General features: G+C 62.0%; 20 protein-coding genes and 1 pseudogene. 11 read left to right on the forward strand and 10 right to left on the reverse strand.

The features are described 5' to 3' along the window. Window positions 1–38: 38 nt before the first annotated feature. Both AC3WTO_RS01605 and AC3WTO_RS01610 read right to left on the reverse strand, forming a co-directional pair. Window positions 39–1,217, reverse strand: coding sequence for a beta-ketoacyl-ACP synthase III (locus tag AC3WTO_RS01605; protein ID WP_492458929.1), 1,179 nt, complete (start codon window positions 1,215–1,217; stop codon window positions 39–41). Further along, entirely contained in the window at window positions 1,214–2,164 is a 951-nt protein-coding gene (locus AC3WTO_RS01610; protein WP_492458930.1) for a dialkylresorcinol condensing enzyme, read from the reverse strand. Before AC3WTO_RS01610 ends, AC3WTO_RS01605 begins: the two co-directional genes overlap by 4 nt. A 384-nt stretch (window positions 2,165–2,548) precedes the next feature. Between AC3WTO_RS01610 and AC3WTO_RS01615 the strand changes: the two genes are divergently transcribed. The 7 genes from AC3WTO_RS01615 to AC3WTO_RS01645 all read left to right on the forward strand — a co-directional run bounded on the left by AC3WTO_RS01615 (window position 2,549) and on the right by AC3WTO_RS01645 (window position 10,334). Further along, window positions 2,549–3,763: an ROK family transcriptional regulator gene (locus AC3WTO_RS01615; RefSeq protein ID WP_492458931.1), complete on the forward strand. Its 1,215-nt coding sequence runs from the start codon at window positions 2,549–2,551 to the stop codon at window positions 3,761–3,763. Beyond that, window positions 3,763–5,022 (forward strand): M20 family metallopeptidase, encoded by a 1,260-nt coding sequence (locus AC3WTO_RS01620; RefSeq protein ID WP_492458932.1) that lies wholly within the window; start codon window positions 3,763–3,765, stop codon window positions 5,020–5,022. Before AC3WTO_RS01615 ends, AC3WTO_RS01620 begins: the two co-directional genes overlap by 1 nt. A gap of 36 nt (window positions 5,023–5,058) precedes the next feature. Then, the gene (locus AC3WTO_RS01625) at window positions 5,059–6,120 is read left to right on the forward strand and encodes a substrate-binding domain-containing protein (protein WP_492458933.1); all 1,062 of its coding nucleotides are present in this window, start codon (window positions 5,059–5,061) and stop codon (window positions 6,118–6,120) included. A 57-nt stretch (window positions 6,121–6,177) separates the two neighbouring features. Then, a complete protein-coding gene (locus tag AC3WTO_RS01630; protein ID WP_492558400.1) occupies window positions 6,178–7,242 on the forward strand; it encodes a substrate-binding domain-containing protein in 1,065 nt (354 codons plus the stop codon). 46 nt (window positions 7,243–7,288) lie between these two features. Next, the gene (locus tag AC3WTO_RS01635; RefSeq protein WP_492458935.1) at window positions 7,289–8,260 is read left to right on the forward strand and encodes an ABC transporter permease; all 972 of its coding nucleotides are present in this window, start codon (window positions 7,289–7,291) and stop codon (window positions 8,258–8,260) included. A 10-nt stretch (window positions 8,261–8,270) separates the two neighbouring features. Then, window positions 8,271–9,470 (forward strand): alanine racemase, encoded by a 1,200-nt coding sequence (locus AC3WTO_RS01640; protein WP_492458936.1) that lies wholly within the window; start codon window positions 8,271–8,273, stop codon window positions 9,468–9,470. A gap of 111 nt (window positions 9,471–9,581) precedes the next feature. Further along, window positions 9,582–10,334 carry an ATP-binding cassette domain-containing protein gene (locus tag AC3WTO_RS01645; RefSeq protein WP_492458937.1) on the forward strand — a complete coding sequence of 251 codons (753 nt, stop codon included), beginning with the start codon at window positions 9,582–9,584 and terminating at the stop codon, window positions 10,332–10,334. A gap of 65 nt (window positions 10,335–10,399) precedes the next feature. Here the strand turns inward: AC3WTO_RS01645 and gyrB are convergent, their stop codons facing one another. Next, window positions 10,400–12,877, reverse strand: a complete 2,478-nt coding sequence (gene gyrB, locus AC3WTO_RS01650; RefSeq protein WP_492458938.1) for a DNA topoisomerase (ATP-hydrolyzing) subunit B — start codon at window positions 12,875–12,877, stop codon at window positions 10,400–10,402. Window positions 12,878–13,060: 183 nt separating this feature from the next. Then, entirely contained in the window at window positions 13,061–13,462 is a 402-nt protein-coding gene (locus tag AC3WTO_RS01655; protein WP_492458939.1) for a DoxX family protein, read from the reverse strand. Between the two features lie 243 nt (window positions 13,463–13,705). Between AC3WTO_RS01655 and AC3WTO_RS01660 the strand changes: the two genes are divergently transcribed. The 3 genes and pseudogenes from AC3WTO_RS01660 (at window position 13,706) to AC3WTO_RS01670 (ending at window position 15,715) form a co-directional block, all read left to right on the forward strand. Then, on the forward strand, window positions 13,706–13,933 hold the full coding sequence (locus AC3WTO_RS01660; protein ID WP_492458940.1) for a hypothetical protein: 228 nt from the start codon (window positions 13,706–13,708) through the stop codon (window positions 13,931–13,933). A gap of 139 nt (window positions 13,934–14,072) precedes the next feature. Beyond that, window positions 14,073–15,440 carry a cytochrome P450 gene (locus AC3WTO_RS01665; RefSeq protein ID WP_492458941.1) on the forward strand — a complete coding sequence of 456 codons (1,368 nt, stop codon included), beginning with the start codon at window positions 14,073–14,075 and terminating at the stop codon, window positions 15,438–15,440. Further along, window positions 15,374–15,715 (forward strand): annotated as a pseudogene (locus tag AC3WTO_RS01670) (acylphosphatase). The gene AC3WTO_RS01665 and the pseudogene AC3WTO_RS01670 overlap by 67 nt, the downstream one beginning before the upstream one ends. Window positions 15,716–15,724: 9 nt before the next feature. On the opposite strand, the gene AC3WTO_RS01675 reads toward AC3WTO_RS01670, so the two are convergent. The 3 genes from AC3WTO_RS01675 to rsmI form a co-directional block, all read right to left on the reverse strand. Continuing rightward, window positions 15,725–15,955, reverse strand: coding sequence for a DUF3297 family protein (locus AC3WTO_RS01675; RefSeq protein ID WP_492458942.1), 231 nt, complete (start codon window positions 15,953–15,955; stop codon window positions 15,725–15,727). A 102-nt stretch (window positions 15,956–16,057) separates the two neighbouring features. Further along, the gene (locus AC3WTO_RS01680; protein WP_492458943.1) at window positions 16,058–16,441 is read right to left on the reverse strand and encodes a YraN family protein; all 384 of its coding nucleotides are present in this window, start codon (window positions 16,439–16,441) and stop codon (window positions 16,058–16,060) included. Beyond that, a complete protein-coding gene (rsmI, locus tag AC3WTO_RS01685; protein WP_492458944.1) occupies window positions 16,425–17,327 on the reverse strand; it encodes a 16S rRNA (cytidine(1402)-2'-O)-methyltransferase in 903 nt (300 codons plus the stop codon). The genes AC3WTO_RS01680 and rsmI overlap by 17 nt, the downstream gene beginning before the upstream one ends. A 130-nt stretch (window positions 17,328–17,457) precedes the next feature. Here rsmI and AC3WTO_RS01690 point away from each other — a divergent pair, with 130 nt between their 5' ends. Then, complete coding sequence (locus AC3WTO_RS01690; protein WP_492458945.1) at window positions 17,458–17,643, forward strand: hypothetical protein; 186 nt, start codon at window positions 17,458–17,460, stop codon at window positions 17,641–17,643. A 14-nt stretch (window positions 17,644–17,657) separates the two neighbouring features. On the opposite strand, the gene hemW is transcribed toward AC3WTO_RS01690, so the two are convergent. The 3 genes from hemW to AC3WTO_RS01705 are packed head-to-tail and all read right to left on the reverse strand — an operon-like array spanning window position 17,658 to window position 19,873. After that, window positions 17,658–18,815, reverse strand: coding sequence for a radical SAM family heme chaperone HemW (gene hemW, locus AC3WTO_RS01695; protein ID WP_492458946.1), 1,158 nt, complete (start codon window positions 18,813–18,815; stop codon window positions 17,658–17,660). Next, window positions 18,815–19,462 carry an RdgB/HAM1 family non-canonical purine NTP pyrophosphatase gene (gene rdgB, locus AC3WTO_RS01700; RefSeq protein ID WP_492458947.1) on the reverse strand — a complete coding sequence of 216 codons (648 nt, stop codon included), beginning with the start codon at window positions 19,460–19,462 and terminating at the stop codon, window positions 18,815–18,817. The genes hemW and rdgB overlap by 1 nt, the downstream gene beginning before the upstream one ends. Then, a complete protein-coding gene (locus AC3WTO_RS01705; RefSeq protein ID WP_492458948.1) occupies window positions 19,463–19,873 on the reverse strand; it encodes a VOC family protein in 411 nt (136 codons plus the stop codon).

Raw genomic sequence — 19,873 nt, forward strand, 5'->3', positions numbered from 1 at the left:
TCCGTCCGGCTGCGATCACGAGACCGCGTGAGGACGTCTCATTGCCTGGTTGTGTTGCCCTGCGCGTCGACCACCGTCATCTTGACGAAGCCGGTTGAGAACCGAGCGCTTTCCGGCACGTAGCAAAGGACCACATCGCCAACCTGGCAGTGGCCTCCATTCAGCAGTTCCTCGATCATCAGGTACATGGAGGCCGCGCCGACATTGCCGACCCGGTCAAGATTGGTGAACCAGCGCTGCTCGGGAATCTCGAAACCCATGTCGCGCAATGATCGCTGGACGACCGGCCGGAAATAGTTCGACGAATAATGCGGCAGGAACCAGTCGACTTCGTCAGGATCGAGTGCGCGTTTCTTCAGGATATCGGAGAGTCCCCGCGCGACCGTGACCGGCACCGCCATGGCGTTGAGAAGCTTGACGTCCTGCTCGAGCGAAAGCACGTCATTGTCGATCACTTCCTGCAGCGAGCTATATTCCTTCCAGCCCTTCATGCTGCCGTCAGGTTGTTTTGCCGCTCCCATGAACATGCAGGTTTCGTAGTCGTGGGCATAGGAGCGCATTTCGATCCAGTCGATGCGCATCGAAAGTCCATGCTGGTTAGGCGCTCCACTCAACAGGGCCGCCCCGGCGCCGTCCGACAGCATCCAGCGCAAGAAATCCTTTTCGAAGGCAAGTGATGCGTGTTTTTCGAGTTCGGCAACCTTGTCGGCGGATTCCGGCGAGAAGTTCCGCGCATGGAGCTGAGTGGAGAGCATCTCCGAGCCGGTGACGACGGCGTTCTGAACAAGCCCGGCAGCGACTGCCATGTAGCCATACTTCAATGCCAGCACGCCCGATACGCAGCCACCGCTCGACGCCGCCGTTTCGCAGGTTCCGTTGCGCAGCTCGCCATGCACCATCGAAGCGTGGTTGGGCAGCAGTTGATCCGGCGACGTCGTGCCGCAGGACAAAAGCTCGATGTCCTCGAGATGGAATTCTTCATCGGTCAAGGCACGGACCGCCTCGGCGGTCAGCTGCGCATTGGTGTAACGCAACTCACCCGTGTAGCGCGAAATCGAATAGTAGCGGTTGCGGATGCCGTTGCTGCGAAGCGTAATGCTGCGGGCGCGTGACGGTTTGCCGTCGATCATGCCGAGCACCTCTTCCATGTTGTCGTTGTCGACGGGATTGTTCGGCAGGAACTTGGCGGCGCGCGTGAGGTAGACGGTTGCAGTCATGAAAATTCTCCCATGCGGAAATTGGCCGAGCCGGATGGCTGCTCGAAATATGCACGTTGTCGGGCGATGCTGCCCTCGCAAAAGGGCTTGAGGACAATGCGCAGCGCCATGGTGATCGGTACCAGCGTGAACGCCAGCAGGAACAGGACGCACGCCCAAGCCACGATCATCGGCTTGCGCGCTGGATCACCTTGCCGTCCAAACCGGCGCAACAACCGCCCCCACAGCATGAAGCTGCGCCGCGCGATCTTTTCGCTGGCGATAAGCCGCTCATCGACCGTGGCGGCGCGTAGGCCGGCCACGATCGGGCTTCCGGCGGTGAGCGGTCCAGCGCGTATCGCCGCGAGAATGGCGCGGCCGAAGCGGGCTGCGCCTTTGATGTCGTCGTCGGTGATGCCGGCGCGTGGAAAGAAACCGCCCCAGAAGGCCTCGCGCCGCCCGGTGAACATCCAGCGAGGCGTCGTTACCAAGGTCTTCATCGCGCTGCCGCGATCGGTCAGGACGATGTTGTCGATCAGCATGGCGCCGGCATCTGCGAGAAGCTGCTTGGTCTGCTCCTGCGCCTGCAGCCACATGTTGCGGCAAGCAATCAGTGTTATCACCGGGGTGCCGGCCAGCACCGCACGCGCTTCGACCGATTTCAGAAAGGCGGTGATTGGCGGCGCTGGCGAGAGATACCAGACCGTGTAGGCCAGGATGATCAACTCGAACCGCTCACCCTCCGGCAGCGCGAGCGGTTCGAGTTCCGGCGGATCAAGGTAGACCGCTTCCGGAAACTGGTCGAAGAAGGCGAAGAATGGCCAGGGGAACGGATAGGGTTTCTTGGGCTTCAGCGGCAGCCATCGCACATGGAAGCCGGCCGCTTGAGTAAGCGCTGCGGCGGCGGATTCGGCGATCCGCCTCAACTGCCCGGTCTGTGAGAAATAGACGACCAACACTTTATGCATGACGATGCCTCCCGGTTGGATTGGAAAAATCCAGCCGCGTCCAAGACTATATTCGCGTACATGCTTCGAGAGTTGCTTAATTGCTTCCCAATACATAAATTATGAAATGCTAATATGTGAGTCAACTGTTATAAATTGACTGTATTTTGAATCGATTGTAAGCGTACATTTCATCAAATAGACTGTAGTAAGTTCACATTTGGATGGATGGAATAGATTTCATATAGAGAAATGAGAAGTTTTTATTGAGGGAGGTCAGTACCATTCGCTTGTTTGAGGCGTTCCGGATTCTGTCTTTTCTCGCCCCTGTAGCGCAAGATTCCCAATTGACGGGTTCGTGCTTGCGCAATAAGTTCGGTTATAGAACGAATTAATGAGGCGGCGATGACGGACAGTCTGCGCATCTCCAGACGGTTTTCTCAGCGGTCGGTCATGGAGGCCGTCGTGCAGGGCGGGCCGATCTCGCGTGCATCGATTGCCAAGCAGACCGGGCTCTCCAAGCAGACGATTTCGGAGATCGTGCGCACGCTGGAACAGGATGGCTGGGTGCAGGAGACCGGGCGCACCAGCGGCCATGTCGGGCGCACCGCCGTGACCTATGAACTGGTCTATGACGCGGCTTACATCGTTGCCGTCGATCTCGGCGGCACCAAGGTACGGGTGGCGATCACCGACCTTGCCTGTCAGATTTTTGCCGAAGATACCGTTCCGACCGACCCGCGTGGCGGCCAGCACATCGTCGATCAGATCGTCGCCCTGGCCTTCCAGGCTGCGTTGCGCCGCGGAATCCCGCGCGAGAAAATCCGCCTGGCTGTGATCGGCGTTCCGGGGGCGCCGGACAATGTCACGGGTCGGGTCCTGATGGCGCCAAACATCGCCAACTTCGACACCATGGACGTGGTCGCGGCATTCGAACGCGGTTTCGGTTTCGATGCCATGCTTGAGAACGACGTCAATCTCGCTGTGCTCGGCGAGAACTGGCTGGGGCAAGGGCAGGGCATCGACAATCTCGCTTACGTTGCGCTGGGCACTGGTGTGGGCTCCGGCCTGATGGTTGGTGGCCATCTGGTGCGCGGCGCCATCAACGCCGCCGGCGAATTGGGTTTCCTGCCGCTGGGTGCGGACCCATTCGAAGCAGAGTCGTTGCGCACGGGCGCCTTCGAGCGTGCCGTCGCCTCGCACGGCATCATCGAGCGCTATGCAGGGCTTTCCGGCGAGCGGCTTGGCGTCCCAGTCATCTTCGAAAAGGCCGAAGCGGGAGACGAGGCAGCACTTGCGGTTCTGGACGAGACAGCGCGCTATCTGACCCGGGGTATCGCGGCAATCGCCGCGATCGCCAACCCGGAGAAAGTCATTCTCGGCGGGTCGATCGGCCTTCGCCCGGAAATGCTGGCGCGCGTGCGGGCCCTCCTGCCGCTGTGCTTCCCTTATCCGGTCAACGTCGAGACCGGGGAGCTGGGATCACGCGCCGCGATCATCGGTGCGGCAGCGATCGGTCTTGGCCAGCTTCACAATTCGCTCTTTGGGGTTAACGCACCTGATGGTCGGATCTCGCTGCCGCCCGCCAATATGAGTGCTGCACTTCGGGAGGCGGTGTGATGGTGATCGCGAATGATCTGACCGCGCGCTTGCGTGCTGCCCTCGACCGTGACGAAGCCCTGGCACTGTTTCGCGGGGCGGTGCAGCGGGAGAGCATCACCGGCAATGAGGCGAATTTCGTCGGTTATCTCCAGGAGAAGATGCATGGCCTTGGCCTGACCGGGCTGAAGACGGCCGAATTCTTGCCTGGCCGTCCGAACATCTGGGCAGAACGCAAGGGGGCTGGCCAAGGCAAGCGCCTGCTCTTCATCGGTCATACCGATACGGTTCACGTCAATGGCTGGCGCGAACATTGGGCCGGAACGGAACGCGAAGATCCATTCAGCGCGGCAGTGATAGACGATGCCGTCTGGGGACGCGGTTCCGGCGATCTGAAGGCTGGTATCTCGGCTTCGCTCGCAGCACTTTCATTGCTGGACCGAGCCGGGATCAAGTTGGCCGGTGACGTTGCCTTCGCCTTTGTCGGCGATGAGGAAAGCGGCCAGCCCGGCACGGGCGTATCCGCTGGGATCAAGCATTTCGTTTCGCGCATCGAAGCGGGCGAGGTGGAGCGTCCCGATTTCACCGTCTATGTCGAACCGACCAGGCTGTCGGTCTATCCGGCGCAGATCGGTTTCTTCATCACCGACATCACGATCACCGGTAAATCCGCTTATTTCGGCGTGCCGGAACTGGGCAAGGATGCGCTGCGCGCCAGCCACGCTGTGATGACCGCGCTGTGGAAGCACTCCGATGAGATTGCGGCAAGGGCCGAGCACAAGCTGGTTGGGCGAAGCTTCCTGCTGATCACTGGCCTGACTGGTGGCGGCTACATCGCCGTGCCCGAGCGCTGCTCGTTGTCGCTGATCCGAAAACTGCTGCCAGGTGAATCCCTCGACGAGGCTGCCGCCGATATCGAGAAGGCCGTACGCGCCGCGATTGCCGATCCGGAAATTCAGGTGGAGTTCTCTCATCCAGCGGCGCGCGACCATACGCTCGGCGGCACGGCAGCCGAGATCGACGAAACGGCCCAGGAGGTGCAGATGCTCTCGACGGAGATGGCTGCAGCCATGGCCGGGCGTGGGGTCGTGGAAGGTGCTCCATTCTGGTCGGAACAACCGTTTTTCGTCAACCGACTCGGCATCCCGGCCGTTTATTGCGCTCCGGGCGATATTCGCAACTGCCATACCTACGAGGAGCATGTCGACGTCGAGGAGTATCTGGCTGGCGTCGTCGGCTTCGCCGCCTTCATGGCCCGCTACTGCGGTGTCATCGAATAAGTTCAACAGTCTAGTGGGCTATAACGGGAGGAAAACATGATCTTGAAGAAACTGCTGGCTGCCGCATTGGCGGGTAGCTTGACGGTGGCCGCCGGCGCCACTCTCGCGCAAACTGTCGGGCCGGCCGGTGAAGCTGCAACCCCGAGCGCCGAAGTCAAACTCACGGATGCCGATATCGGCACGCTGAAAGGCAAGGGCTACAAGGCTGCCCTCTTGTGGCATACCTCCTCGGACTTCACCAACGCGGTCTCGGCCGGTGCAAAGGACGAGTTTGCCCGTGCGGGCGTCGATATTGCCGTGACCACGGACGCAGGATTCGATGCGGCCCGCCAGCGCAGCGACATCGAAACGGCACTGGCCGCCAAGCCGAACATCATCCTGGCCTTGCCGCTTGATCCCGTCACTTCCGCCGAAGCTTTTCGCCAGGCGGTCAAGGACGGCACCAAGCTGGTGTTCCTGTCCAACCTGCCCAGCGGCTACAAGCAGGGCGGCGATTATGCATCGATCGTCACCGACGATCTGTTCCAGATGGGCAAGCAGGCGGCCGATGCGCTCGCCAAGGCGATCGGCAGCAAGGGCAAGGTCGGTTACATCTACCACGACGCCACCTACTATGTGACCAACCAGCGCGATCAGGCGTTCAAGACCACCATCGAAAAGAGCTATCCCGACATCAAGATCGTCGCCGAAAAAGGCATTTCGGATCCGGCTCGCGCCGAAGAGATCGCCAATGCGATGCTGCTGCAGAACCCGGACCTGGACGGCATCTATGTGACCTGGGCCGAACCTGCCGACGGCGTATTGTCGGCCCTGCGTTCGGCCGGCAACACCAAGACCAGGATCGTTACGCTCGATCTGGCTGAACCCGTTGCACTCGACATGGTCAAGGGTGGCAACGTCACGGCACTTGTTGCCGACAAGGCCTACGAGCTTGGCCGAGCCATGGCTGCGGCGGGCATGAAATCGCTGCTCGGCCAGCAGACGCCGGCTTTCGTGGTGGCACCCGCGCTGACCGTGACCAAGGAAAACGTCGCCGCCGGCTGGAAAGAGTCGCTCAACCGCGATGCGCCGAAATCGGTGCTCGACGCCGCGAAGTAATGCACCGCCCTGCGGCCATAGCCGCAGGGCCATTCAACAGGCCTGCGGGAGGAAATGATGTCGATGAAATTCAAGAGTTTCGCACTGTTTGCAGGCCTGGTGGGAGCAACGTCCACTTTTGCCGCAGAGGGGGTGACCACCGGCCCTCACGGCGAAAAGCCAACGCCGGCGGCCAGCGTGGCGTTGAGCCAGGAGCAGGAACAGAAGATCAGGGACGGCAAGTTCACCGCAGCGCTGGTCTGGCATGAGATGAGCGAATACACCAACGCGGTGAACCGTGGCGCCCAGGACGAGTTCAAGCGCCTCGGCATCGCCGTGGTCGCCCAGACTGATGCCGGTTTCGACGGTGCGCGCCAGAAGGCGGATGTGGAAACGGTGCTGGCCAAGAAGCCGTCGATCATCGTTTCGTTGCCGGTCGATCCGGCAAGTGCGGCAAGCGTCTACGATCCGGCCCGCGCCGCAGGAGTGAAGCTGGCCTTCGTCGACAATTCGCCGGCCGGCTACGAACACGGCAAGGACTACGTCACCATCGTATCAGACGATCTGTTCCAGATGGGCAACAAGGCCGGCATCGCCATGGCCGAAGCGCTCGGCAAGAAAGGCAAGGTCGGCTACATCTTCCACGACGCCGACTTCTACGTCACCAATCAGCGCGATGGTGCCTTCAAGGCGACGATCGAAAAAGACTATCCCGACATGAAGATCGTCGCCGAGGCCGGAATGGCTGATCCCGCGCGCGCCGAAGAGATCGCCCAGGCCATGGTCACCCAGAACCCGGACCTCGACGGCATCTACGTCACCTGGGCAGAGCCCGCGCTCAGCGTGCTGTCGACCCTGCGCAACGCCGGCAACACGCATACAAAGATCGTCACGCTCGACCTCAACGAGCCGGCAGCGCTCGACATGGTCAAGGGTGGCAATATCGCAGCGCTGGTGGCTGACGAAGCCTATGACATCGGCGTTACCGTCGCGCGCGCCGCCGCCGGCTCCCTGGTCGGCAAGCAGGCGGAGCCTTTCCTGGTGGTCGACTCGCTTGCCGTCACCAAAGCGACCGTCGCGGAAGGCTGGAAGAAGTCGCTTCACAAGGACATGCCCGCGAGCATCGCGGAAGCCACGAAATAACAAGGATGCAGGGGTTTCAGCCCCTGTCTTTCCCGGAGGAAGAATAATGTCCAGTGCCAACACGAGCGCTGCCGGCCAAGGATTGGCCAGTCGCTTCAACCTGCAGCAATATGTCGTCTATCTCGGCTTCCTGGCCATTTTCCTGTTCTTTGCCGTGGTGCTTAGGGACAGCGGCTTCCTGACGGTGCGGAATCTTTCCAACATCGTGCTGCAGACGGCGCCGGCCACGATCATGGCAATCGGCCTGGTCTTCGTCATGTCAGCCGGCGAAATCGACCTTTCGATCGGCTCGACAGTCGCGGTGGCCGCTCTGGCGGCCGCGGTGACACTTGGCCAGTACGGTCTTGTCGCAGGTGTCCTGGCAGGTCTCGGCGCCGGGCTGCTGATCGGTCTGCTCAACGGCGCACTGGTGGCCTATGTCAAGCTGCCGTCCTTCCTGGTGACGCTGGCGACGCTTGGCTTGTTTGCGGGCGTCTCGCGCTCGATGACGGACCTGCGCTCCATCCCGGTCACCGACAGTGTCTTCACAGGTTTCTTTGGCTCCGGCGTGTTCCTCGGCATCCCGTCGCTGATCTGGTGGACGGCGATCGCCGTCGCGATCGGCCACATCATCTATCGCGAGACCCGTTTCGGCGCCCATGTCCTGGCAACCGGTGACAATGCGCGCGCAGCCAGTGTATCCGGCATCAGCGTGCCGCGTATCCGCTTGGCTGTCATGGCGATCAGCGGCAGCCTCGCGGGCCTTGCCGGCTTGCTCTATGCCGGTCGCCTGCAGGCCGCCAAATACACGCTCGGCGAAACCGATCTGATGACGGTTATCGCCGCCGTCATCGTCGGTGGCACGCTGCTCAATGGCGGCAGGGGATCGATCATTGGCGCCCTGGTTGGCTCGCTGATGATGGGCATGCTCAACAACGGCCTCATCCTCATGGGTCTTTCGGTCTCCGACCAGATGATCGTCAGAGGCCTCATCATCCTGGCTGCAGTCGCCGTGTCGCTGAGCGAAAAGTCCCGCTGAAGGAGCAACCATGTTTCTCGACGTTCTGCGCCGCCGCAACCCGGCTTTCATCGAAGCGGCGATGGCCTTGCATCAGCAAGGCAAGATCCCGGCAAACGCCTATGTCCTCGACCTGGACACGGTCGAGCGCAACGCACGTGTGATGGCCGACGAGGCCGCCCGGCTCGGATTGAAAGCCTTTGCGATGACCAAACAGGTTGGGCGTTCGAGCTCTTTCTGCCAGGCGGTCAAGCGTGGCGGCATCGATCGCGCTGTCGCTGTCGACATGGCCTGCGCGCGCGCCACCCACAAGGCCGGGTTGAAGCTCGGCCATCTCGGCCATCTGCAGCAGGTTGCACGCCACGAAGCGGCTGCAGCCGCCAGGACCTTCGCGCCCGACTATTGGACGGTCTTCAACGACAGCAAGGCGCAAGAAGCTGCGGCCGGTGCGAAAGCCGTTGGGCGCAGCCAGTCTCTGCTGGCGCGCATCCGTGCAGAAGGCGACACTTTCTATCGTGGTCATGAGGGAGGCTATGTCGCGGCGGATGTTACGGCCGTGGCCGATCGCCTGGATGCACTGGAGGGTGGACGTTTCGCTGGCATCACCACCTTCCCGGCGCTGCTGTTCGACCAGGCCACGCGCAAAGTCTTGCCGACGCACAACCTTGCGACCCTGTCGAAGGCAGCCGAGACCCTGGCGAAGTCCGGCCGCAAGGATATCGAGATCAATGCACCGGGCACCACTTCGGCGGTGATGCTGCAGGCCCTTGCCGATGCCGGCGCGACACAATGCGAGCCGGGCAATGGCCTGCATGGCACGACCGCGCTGCATGTGATGGAAGATTTGCCGGAATTACCGGCGGTTCTCTACCTGACTGAGGTGTCGCATCTTGCAGGAGGCAAGGCCTATTGCCTGGGCGGCGGCTTCTACATCGACCCGATCTTTCCGGATTACGAGGTGAAAGCCCTGGTCGGCGCAGAGCCCACCGTGGCGGCGACAGCATTGCGCAGCGTCGAGGTGCCGCCGCCCTCGGCGATCGACTATTACGCGATGATCGATGCCTCCGGCCCGTCGGCGCCGAAGCCTGGAGACACCGCCGTCTTCGGCTTCCGCGGCCAGGCTTTTGTCACCCGTGCCTTCGTCGTCGGCGTTTCTGGCATTTCAAACGGGCAGCCCAAGGTCGAGACCATCGAAAACAGCTTTGGCGAGACAGCCGCCTGGCCGGTCTAGGGCGTTTCTGTTTTTCACGGAAACGCGGAAATGCTCTAAGTTTTTGTTTTCGCAGCATTTTTGTAACACCAGGTGATCCCGCTTGGCTAAAAATGCTCTAGGAGATTTGTCATGACCCTTTCCGAGGCAAATGCACCGGTGCTCAAGCTGCAGGACATCCACAAGATGTTCAGCGGCGTCACCGCAATCGAGAACTTTTCGCTCGAGGTCTATCCGGGCGAGATCGTTGCGCTGGTCGGCGATAATGGCGCCGGCAAGTCGACTCTGATCAAGATCATTTCCGGCGTCCATTCTCCGACCTCCGGCTCGATCTCCATCGAGGGCGAGACGGTGACGATGTCCAACGCCACCATGGCGCGGTCGCACGGCATCGAGGTGGTCTATCAGGATCTGGCGCTCGCCGACCAGCAGAGCGTCTACATGAACATGTTTCTGGGCCGGGAGCCGGTGAACGGTCTCGGCCTGCTGGACAGGCGCCGCATGATCGCGGAGACCGAGAGCCTGGTGAAGGAACTCGACGTGCGCATTCCTTCCGCGCATGCCACCATCCGCGATCTGTCGGGCGGCCAGCGCCAGGGCGTGGCGATTGCCCGCGCCACGCATTGGGCAAGCAAGCTGATCCTGCTTGACGAACCGACCGCAGCACTGGGCGTCGCTGAAACCGCCAAGGTCGAGGAAATCGTGCTGTCGTTGAAGCGGCGCAACATCGGTGTTCTGATCATCAGCCATAGCCTCGATCAGGTTTTCCGGCTTTCCGACCGCATCTGTGTGCTGCGCCGCGGCAAACAGATCGGCGTGCGCGAGACGGCGAAGACCGACAAGAACGAGATCATCGCCATGATCACCGGACTGCAACAGCAGTAGCGCGGATCAACGCTGGTAGGCGCTGACGCGTATCTGAAACGCGTCAGCGAGACGGTACCAAACCCTCAGATGTCTAGGTTGGCCACGTTTAGCGCGTTTTCCTGAATGAACTCGCGACGCGGCTCCACTTCGTCACCCATCAGCCTTGCAAACAGCGAGTCCGCGTCGGTGGCGTCGTTGACCTTGACCTGAAGCAGCGAGCGCACGTTCGGATCGAGTGTCGTCTCCCACAGCTGCTCGGCGTTCATTTCGCCAAGGCCTTTGTAGCGCTGCATGGTCAGGCCCTTTCTGCCGGCAGCGAAGATCGTTTCAAGCAGGACGAGTGGGCCGGAAATCATCTCCGAGGTCTCGCGACGGCGCAGTTGCGGCGGCTGGGAATAGACTTCGGCGAGGCGGGCGGCGTAACGATCGAGTTGACGCGCATCGGCTGAGTTGATCAGGCCCATGTCGATCTGCACCACCTCGCGCACGCCGCGCACGGTGCGTTCGAACACATACCCGCCGGTACCATCGTTGGAAGTCGACGTGCGCCCCTGCCAGCCACGCTCGGTGTCCTCGGCGATGACGTCGAGCCGCTTCGCGATCGCTTCGGCCATGGCATTGGCACGGCCGAGATCGCTGAAGACAGTCGGGTTGAGGCCGCCGGCGATCGCTGCCTGTTCGACCACGCTGCGGTTGTAGCGCGTGTGCAGGCCGTTGATCAGCTGGCGCACGCCCAACGCGTCGGTCACGGCGGAAGCGAGGTCCTGGCCGGTACGAACTTCACCCGATGACAGGGTGAGCGAGGCGTCTTCTAGCCCGGATGAAATCAGGAATTCCTCGAAGGCACTTTCGTTCTTGATGTATTGCGAACTCTTGCCGCGGCTGACCTTATAAAGCGGCGGTTGCGCGATATAGAGGTGGCCGCGCTCGATCAGCTCCGGCATCTGCCGGAAGAAGAAGGTGAGCAGCAGCGTGCGGATGTGGGCGCCGTCGACGTCGGCGTCCGACATGATGATGATCTTGTGGTAGCGCAGCTTGTCAGCGTTGAACTCGTCCTTGCCGATCGATGTGCCGAGCGCAGTGATCAGCGTACCGATCATGTCGGACGACAGCATGCGGTCGAAGCGGGCGCGCTCGACATTGAGGATCTTGCCGCGCAGCGGCAGGATCGCCTGGTTCTGGCGCGAGCGGCCGCTCTTGGCGGAGCCACCTGCCGAGTCACCCTCGACGATGAAGATTTCGGATTTGGCCGGGTCACGCTCCTGGCAATCGGCAAGTTTGCCGGGCAGGGAGGTGATGTCGAGCACGCCCTTGCGGCGGGTGAGTTCGCGCGCCTTGCGCGCGGCCTCACGGGCAGCAGCGGCTTCCACCACCTTGCCGATCAGCGTCTTGCCCTCGGAAGGATGTTCCTCCAGCCAGGTGCCGAGCGCCTCGTTGACGAGGCTTTCGACAACCGGGCGCACTTCCGAAGACACCAGCTTGTCCTTGGTCTGCGAGGAGAATTTCGGATCCGGCACCTTCACCGAAAGCACGGCGGTCAGGCCTTCGCGGCAATCATCACCGGTCAGCGTCACCTTTTCCTTCTTGGTCAGCCCCGAACTGTCGGCATAGCCGGTCACCTGGCGCGTCAGCGCGCCGCGGAAGCCGGCCAGATGGGTGCCGCCATCGCGCTGCGGGATGTTGTTGGTGAAGGCCAGCACATTCTCGTGGTAGCTATCGTTCCACCACATCGCGACTTCGACGGTGATGCCGTCGCGTTCACTCTTGATCGCGATCGGCTTGTCGATCAGCGGCTTCTTGGAGCGGTCGAGATATTTGACGAACTCTTCGAGCCCGCCTTCATAGTGCAGTTCCTGCGTCTTGACGTCGGCATGGCGCTTGTCGGTCAGCACGATGCGCACGCCGGAGTTGAGGAAGGCGAGTTCACGAAGTCGGTGTTCCAGAGTGCCGTAGTCGAACTCCGTCACGCCCTTGAACGTGTCTGAAGACGGCAGGAAAGTGATTTCCGAACCGCTGCGGCCCTCATAGGTGCCAGCGAGCTTTTCCTGAACATAGGTGCCAGTCACCTTCAGCGGCGCGTCGGCGTCGCCATGAGTGAAGCTCATTTCGTGAATCCTGCCGTCGCGGCGAACCTTGATGCGCAGCCACACCGACAGCGCGTTGACCACCGAGACGCCAACGCCGTGCAGACCGCCGGATACCTTGTACGAGTTCTGGTCGAACTTACCGCCGGCATGCAACTGGGTCATGATGACTTCGGCGGCGGAAACGCCTTCGGTCGGATGCAGATCGGTCGGAATGCCGCGGCCGTTGTCGATTACTGTGCAAGAGCCGTCGGGATTGAGCGTCACCGTCACGAGATCGGCATGGCCGGCCAGAGCCTCGTCGATGGCGTTATCGACCACCTCATAGACCATGTGATGCAGGCCCGAGCCATCATCGGTGTCGCCGATATACATGCCAGGGCGCTTGCGCACCGCGTCCAGGCCCTTGAGAACCTTGATGGAATCGGCGCCATACTCGGCGCTGCCGCCGCTGGCGTTGTCGCTCTGATCGCTCATGAAAACCTGTTTGTTCGATACCGTTCTAAGAGGCGCAGGAAGCGCCCGAATCGTGCTCGTCCCGAAGAGACAGATATAGGGGTAAAAGGCGGTTTTTCCAAGGTTTACGGGGCGTTCGGGCGGGGATAACAGGCGTTTGCCGACCTATCCTGCAGGTGGGCGATCGCTGCGGTCAGGCGCGGGTCAGCGCCCGAGGGCTTCGTCGAGCCCCGTTCTCAGCGTATCGAGGCTCCACCGACCAGGGCCTGTGGCCAGGATATGCAGGCAGATGGCCCACAGGGCGACCAGCATGTAGGCGCCACGCTCGCTTGGCCAGGCTGCTTCCGGCAGGTAGCGGTAGCTGTAAAGAACCATGCAATTGAATGCGAGGATCATGGCGGCGGTGCGTGTGAAGAGGCCGATAAGCAGCAGCGAACTGAAAGCAAGTTCCATCCACCTTGCCACCCAGAACAAGGTGTAGGGCAGGCCGCTTCCGGCGAGCGGGAGCTTGATGATCGTCTGGATGCTGTAGTTCAGGAAGATCATCGCACACACGACGCGCAACAGGCTCAGCGTGTGTGGCGCGAAACGATCCAAGCGCGTCATTTCCCCTCCGTCCTGGAGCTCGAACATTACAGGCAGGGCGCTTCAGCCCGCCAATACTTTTCCGGCTATGAGACAGTTCCATCCGTGCGGGATGCGGGCAAGCGAGCCGAGACCTGCCCGATTCATGAGCCGTATTGGATATTCTGTCGCGTCATCGTATGATGACATGTCGGCGATCTTGATCGGGGCGTCGCTGACCACACACAATGACAGGGCTTCCGACCCACGCGCAGGGAGTGAGTGATGGTGATCTCCCATTCTTCGACTGGGGCTGCGTATCCTGACGACCTCAAGTTGCTCAAGGACATCTACGACGACATCTGCACCAAGCGAGGCCTGATGCGCGGCAGCGTCGCCGCCGAGAATTTGGCCCGGGCGGCGATGGATCTGTTCTCGCAAGGCGTCTTCGACGAGGCCGATATCCGCGAAAGCCTGAAGCTTTTCCTGGAGCGCAAGGAACTGAGGAACTAGGTATTCCGGTTGCGGGCTGCTCCGGTCGAGCAGGGCCGCCGCTGCCTTCCGCGCGGAATTCCCACCATCCTCCAGACGTCACGCCGCATGGACGCCACGATCGGCGCTCACTACATTGTGGCCAGCCACGGATGACGTCATGGACACAAAGCCAGCCCCCTTCGTCCCGCCGGCGCCGAAGCCGCGAACAACGCCGCCCTCGACGCTGGAGATGATGCGCATCGTCTACCGCAATCCGCTCGAACTGTGGGGGGAGCCTTCCTACAACGAGCCCTGGATTTCGGTGACCGGTGTCGGCGGTCCGCTGGTCGTCGCCAACGATCCGGCCCTGATCCGCCATGTGCTGGTCGACAATGCCAGGAACTACAAGATGGCGGCGGTGCGCCAGAAGATTCTGCGCCCGATCCTGCGTGACGGGTTGCTCACTGCCGAAGGGGATGTCTGGAAGCGTTCGCGCAAGGCGATGGCGCCGGTTTTCACGCCGCGCCACATCTTTGGTTTCGCCGCTCCGATGTTGAAACGGACGAACGAGTTCGTCGATCGTTACGAGGATGGCAAGGTCTCCGATGTCGCTCACGACATGACGATGCTGACCTACGAGATCCTGGCCGAGACGCTTTTCTCCAACGAGATTGCTGGCGAACCGGGCAGTTTCGCCAGCCAGATCGACCGGCTGTTCGAGACAATGGGGCGAGTCGATCCGCTCGACCTTCTGCGTGCGCCGGATTGGCTGCCGAGGCTCACACGTATTCGCGGGCGCAAGTCGCTCGCTTACTTCCGCAACATCGTCACCAACACCGTGCTGATGCGCGAAGAGCGTCTGAAGCGCGACCCGAACGGTGCGCCGCAGGATTTTCTCACCCTGCTGCTCAAGGCCGAGGGGCCGGAAGGGCTGACCCGAGCGGAAGTCGAAGACAACATCATCACCTTCATTGGCGCGGGTCATGAGACGACGGCTCGCGCGCTCGGCTGGACGCTCTATTGCCTGGCCGAGGCGCCATGGGAACGCGAGCCGGTGGAAGCCGAGATCGACGCGGTCTTGGCACGGGAGCCGGATCCGACCAAATGGCTGGACGCCATGCCGCTGACCCGTGCTGTTTTCGAGGAAGCGTTACGGCTCTACCCGCCGGCGCCGTCGATCAACCGAGAACCGATCGAACCTGAGACCTTCAACGGGCTCTACATCCCGCCGCGTGCGGCTGTGCTTGTCATGCCCTGGGTGGTGCATCGCCACCGCAAGCTGTGGGATCGACCCGACGCCTTCCTGCCCGAGCGCTTCCATCCCGGAAACCGGGAAAAGATGGACCGTTTCCAATATCTGCCGTTCGGAGCCGGACCGCGCGTATGCATCGGCGCAAGTTTCGCCATGCAGGAAGCGATCATTGCACTCGCCGTCTTGCTGTCGCGGTTCCGTTTCGACTCGGTGGCCGAGACGAAACCATGGCCGGTGCAGAAGCTGACCACGCAGCCCGACGGCGGCCTGCCGATGCGGGTGACGAAGCGGTGAACGACCAGGCGGTGCTCGTGCGCGTCGCCGGCCGGGTTCAGGGTGTCGGCTTTCGTGTTTGGACACAACGCGAGGCGCTGCGTCTTGGTCTGCGCGGCTGGGTGCGCAACGAGCCGGACGGCTCCGTCAGTGCCTTCATTGCCGGTTCGAGCGAAGCCGTGGCCGGGATGCTGGAGCGGTTCCGGTAAGGACCATCCGGGGCTCACGTGAAAAGTGTCGAGACAAGCCCTGCCGGCCTCGCGGATGCACCGGTGGATTTCGACATCACCGGCTGATCGGCCACGTCACGGCTTCGGGAATGGTTCGACCGTGCCCTTGAGCTTGATGGTGATCGGCTGGCCGAAGCGGTCCTTCGACTTGCCGGCGGGCGCACGGATCCAGCCCTCGCTGACGCAATACTCGCTGACATCGTCACGCTCGCGTCCGTTGAACAGGATGCCGACGCCGCGCTCCAGCACTTCGGCGTCGAAAAAAGGGCTGCGTGGGTCGTTGCTCAACCGGTCGGGAAGGCTCATTGGGTGCTCCATTCGCATGGGCGGCTGCGGCGAGGCAGCGCGAAATCAAGGTTGGGAAGCGCTGTTAAGGGCATTTCTCATCGCGGTAAAGACCCCAGCCCGCTAGTGTCCCTGAAAGATGTTCTCGACATGAACCGGCCAGCGCCAGGGCAGAACGGCCACCATGTCGAAGCGCACCGAAAGCCTGCCGAAGTCCGGCTGCCGCGACAGCCACAGATCGGCGGCGCGTTCGATACGATGCTCGGATTCGTATTGGACGGCTTCCATCGCTTCCTTCAAGGTTCGCCGCGCCTTCACTTCGACGATCAGCACGAGATCGCCACGCCGCGCAATCAGGTCGATCTCGCCAAGCCTGGTGCGATAGCGGCGGGCGAGGATGCGATAACCTTTGAAAGTCAGGGCGATTGCGGCGAGCCATTCGCTGCGGTGGCCGCGACGGTAGGACTTGCGTTTCCTGCTGACGGAGGCCTCAGCCACCGTTTGCATCCTTCAGCTCGAGCAGCCTGCGGTAGAGCACCTGCTTCTGCCCACCGGTCATCTTTGCCGCCTCGGCCGCTGCCTTGGAGGTTGGCATTTCCGCGGCAAGTGACAGAAGCAACCGGTCTATGTCCGCCGGACCTTCGGTTCTTGCCACCGGCGGGCCTACACAGACGACGATTTCCCCTTTCGGCGTGTCGGCGGCCGCGTAATGTGCCGCAAGCTCGGCCAGCGTACCGGGGCGCATCTCCTCGAAGGTCTTGGTCAGTTCGCGTCCGATCGCTGCCTGGCGCGTGCCGCCCAGCACCTCGGCCATTGCGCCGAGTGTCTCGGCCAGCCGTCGCGGCGACTCGAAGAAGATCAAGGTCGCCGGCACGCCTTTCAGCTCTTCCAGGCGTGTCTGGCGCTGGCCGGTCTTGGCCGGCAGGAAGCCGGCGAACAGGAAGGTGTCCGAAGGCAGGCCCGATGCCGTCAGTGCGGCAAGCGGTGCCGAAGGGCCGGGTATCGGCACCACGCGGATACCGCGCTCGATCGCTTCGCCGACCAGCCGGTAACCGGGGTCGGAAACCAGCGGCGTGCCGGCATCCGAGATCAGCGCGACGCTTTGTCCCTGTTCGAGCGCCGCGATCAGCCGCGGGCCGGCTTCGGCGGCATTGTGCTCGTGATAGGCTGTGGTGCGACGGCGAATGCCGTAGCGCTCCAGAAGCACGCGCGAAACGCGTGTGTCCTCGCAGGCGACGTGATCGGCAGCAGCCAGCGTTTCCAAGGCGCGCAATGTGATGTCGGCCAAGTTGCCGATTGGTGTAGCGACCAGGTAGAGCGCTGCCTCAAGGGGCCTGGCAGGGAGTTCTGCCTGCCCGATCATGTAGGTCTTCCTGGTTGTATCGCCGCTCATGCGCCCTCCGGTCATCCTTGTTTGGCACGGGCAGTCACGACTTGCAAAAGTCGTGCGTCGCCACACCTTTGCCACAGGGCCGCAGCACACAGGGCGCGGCGGAATTCAAGGGTGATTCTGGAAGCATACGATGCCCAATCATTTCGATGCCTGCATGTCCCAGCTGGAAGCGCGCAGCGCGCGCGAGACAGGACCTTCCAACGTCTCCAGCGACGAAAACGGCGATCATCGCCATGGCAAGGACGAGTTGAAGTCAGTTCGTGGCAGTGAACTCTTCGCCGAAAAAGATCGCGCCAAGAGCAATCACAGGCACTGATTGTTCCGGCGGGATCAACGCGCGAGATCGGCCACGACTGCATCCAGCACGATCATGCCGGCTGGCGTGGCACGCAGGCGCGAATTGCCGATCGACGCGACCAGCCCTTCTTCCTGCAGGATTGAAAGCCGGTCCGAGGGCAGTGCCCGGCCCGAATACTGCTCGTAGCGGGCAAGGTCGATGCCTTCGGCAAGACGTAATCCCATCAGCAGGAATTCGTCAGCCTCTTCCGAACGCGTCAGTATTTCGCCTCCGGTGATGCCATGGCCCTTGCTCTCGACGAGGTCGAGCCAGGTTTCCGGCATTTTCTCCGCCACCGTCACCACGCGCGTGGCTTTCTCGACGAAGCGTCCATGGGCGCCAGGACCGACGCCGACATATTCGCCATAGCGCCAATAGGTCAGGTTGTGACGGCTCTCGGCGCCTGGCTTGGCATGGTTGGAGATCTCATAGGCCGGTAGGCCATGCCCCGCGGTGATTTCCTGCGTCAACTGATAGAGGTCGGCGGCGTGGTCACCATCCGGGATTTCGAACTTCTTTGCCGCATACAGCATGTGGAAGGGTGTGCCTTCCTCGATCGTGAGCTGATAAAGCGACAGGTGGTCGGCGGCATGGCCGATCGCTTCCTTGAGTTCTGCCTCCCAGGCTTCCGGCGTCTGACCGGGACGGGCATAGATCAGGTCGAAGGAAAGCCGCGGGAAAATCTCGCGGGCAAGCCCGATGGCATGCAGCGCTTCGTCGACATTGTGCAGCCGGCCAAGGAATTTGAGGTCGCGGTCGTTCAGCGCCTGTACGCCGAGTGAAACACGATTGACGCCGGCCGCGCGATAGCCACGGAAGCGTTCGGCCTCGACAGAGGATGGGTTGGCCTCCAGCGTCACTTCGATGCCGGCCGGCACTGTCCAGTTCCTGGCAACTGCATCCAGCACCGCGCCGACCGTTTCCGGTTTCATCAGCGACGGCGTGCCGCCACCAAGGAAGATGCTGGTCACTTCGCGCGGGCCGGTGCGCTCGCGCATCTTCGCAAGCTCGGCCTCGAAGGCGCGTGTGTAGCGCTCCTGGTCCACCGGTTGGTGGCGGACATGGCTGTTGAAGTCGCAGTAAGGGCATTTGGCCGCACAGAACGGCCAATGGATGTAGACGCCGAAGCCGGGCGACCGATCCAGCAGCATCAGGTCGAACCCAGCCTGGCGCGGGCGAACTTCTGGAAGGCGCGGGCGCGGTGCGAAAGCGCCTCGGCCTGTCCTGGCTTCCAGCCATGCTTCTGCTCGGCGGTCATTTCGCCGAAGGTCTTGTCGTGGCCATTCGGGCGGAACACCGGATCATAACCGAAACCAAGCTCGCCTCGCGGCGGCCACACCAGCACGCCGTCCGCTTCCCCACGGTAATACTCAGCCTCTCCGTCAGGGAAGGCGAGGCAGATGACAGCGACGAAACGCCCCGTGCGCTGCGCCGTTTCAGTGGCCTTTACGTCCTGCAGTGCGTCTTCAGTCTTCTGCATCGCCATGCCGAAGTCGCGGCTGCCATCGGGCTTTTCCGCCCAATTGGCGGTGTAGACGCCGGGCGCTCCATCGAGCGCATCGACGCAAAGCCCGGAATCGTCCGACAGCGCCGGCAAGCCGGTCGCTTGGGCAGCAGCGAACGCCTTGATGTAGGCATTTTCCTCAAACGTCGTCCCGGTTTCGTCGGGCTCCGGCAGGCCGTACTCCTTGGCCGACTTGGCCTCGAAGCCAAACGGCGCCATCAGGTCGGCGAATTCCTTCAGCTTGCCGGCATTATGGCTGGCGACGACGATCTTCTTTCCATCGAGCGAATGCATTCACAGCTTCCAGATCTTGGGTTCGGCGAATTCCAGCGAATTGCCGGAGGGGTCGCGCAGATAGATGGAGCGGCCGCCTTGCGGCCATTCGAATTCGGCCTCGACGGCGACGCCAAGCGCGTCGAGATGTGCCTTCCAGCGATCCAGCTCTTCGGCACTCGCCGCGAAACAGAGGTGGCCTTGGCCAGCTGTGCCATGAGGCGGCACCGGCAGCCGTGCATCGAGCGCTGGTGGATGTCTTGTCGCGTCCGCATTGAACAGCAGCAGGACGCCATGGCCGCAGAGAAAGAACACATGGCGGCCTTCAACCTTGCCGATGCGCTCCAGGCCGATGATGTCGGCATAGAACACTTCCGCCGCCTCCAGATCGGTGACGTAGAGCGCGGATTCAAGGATGGCAGCAGGCTGCAT

Source organism: Mesorhizobium sp. EU05-FHT14A09, from assembly GCF_058790995.1.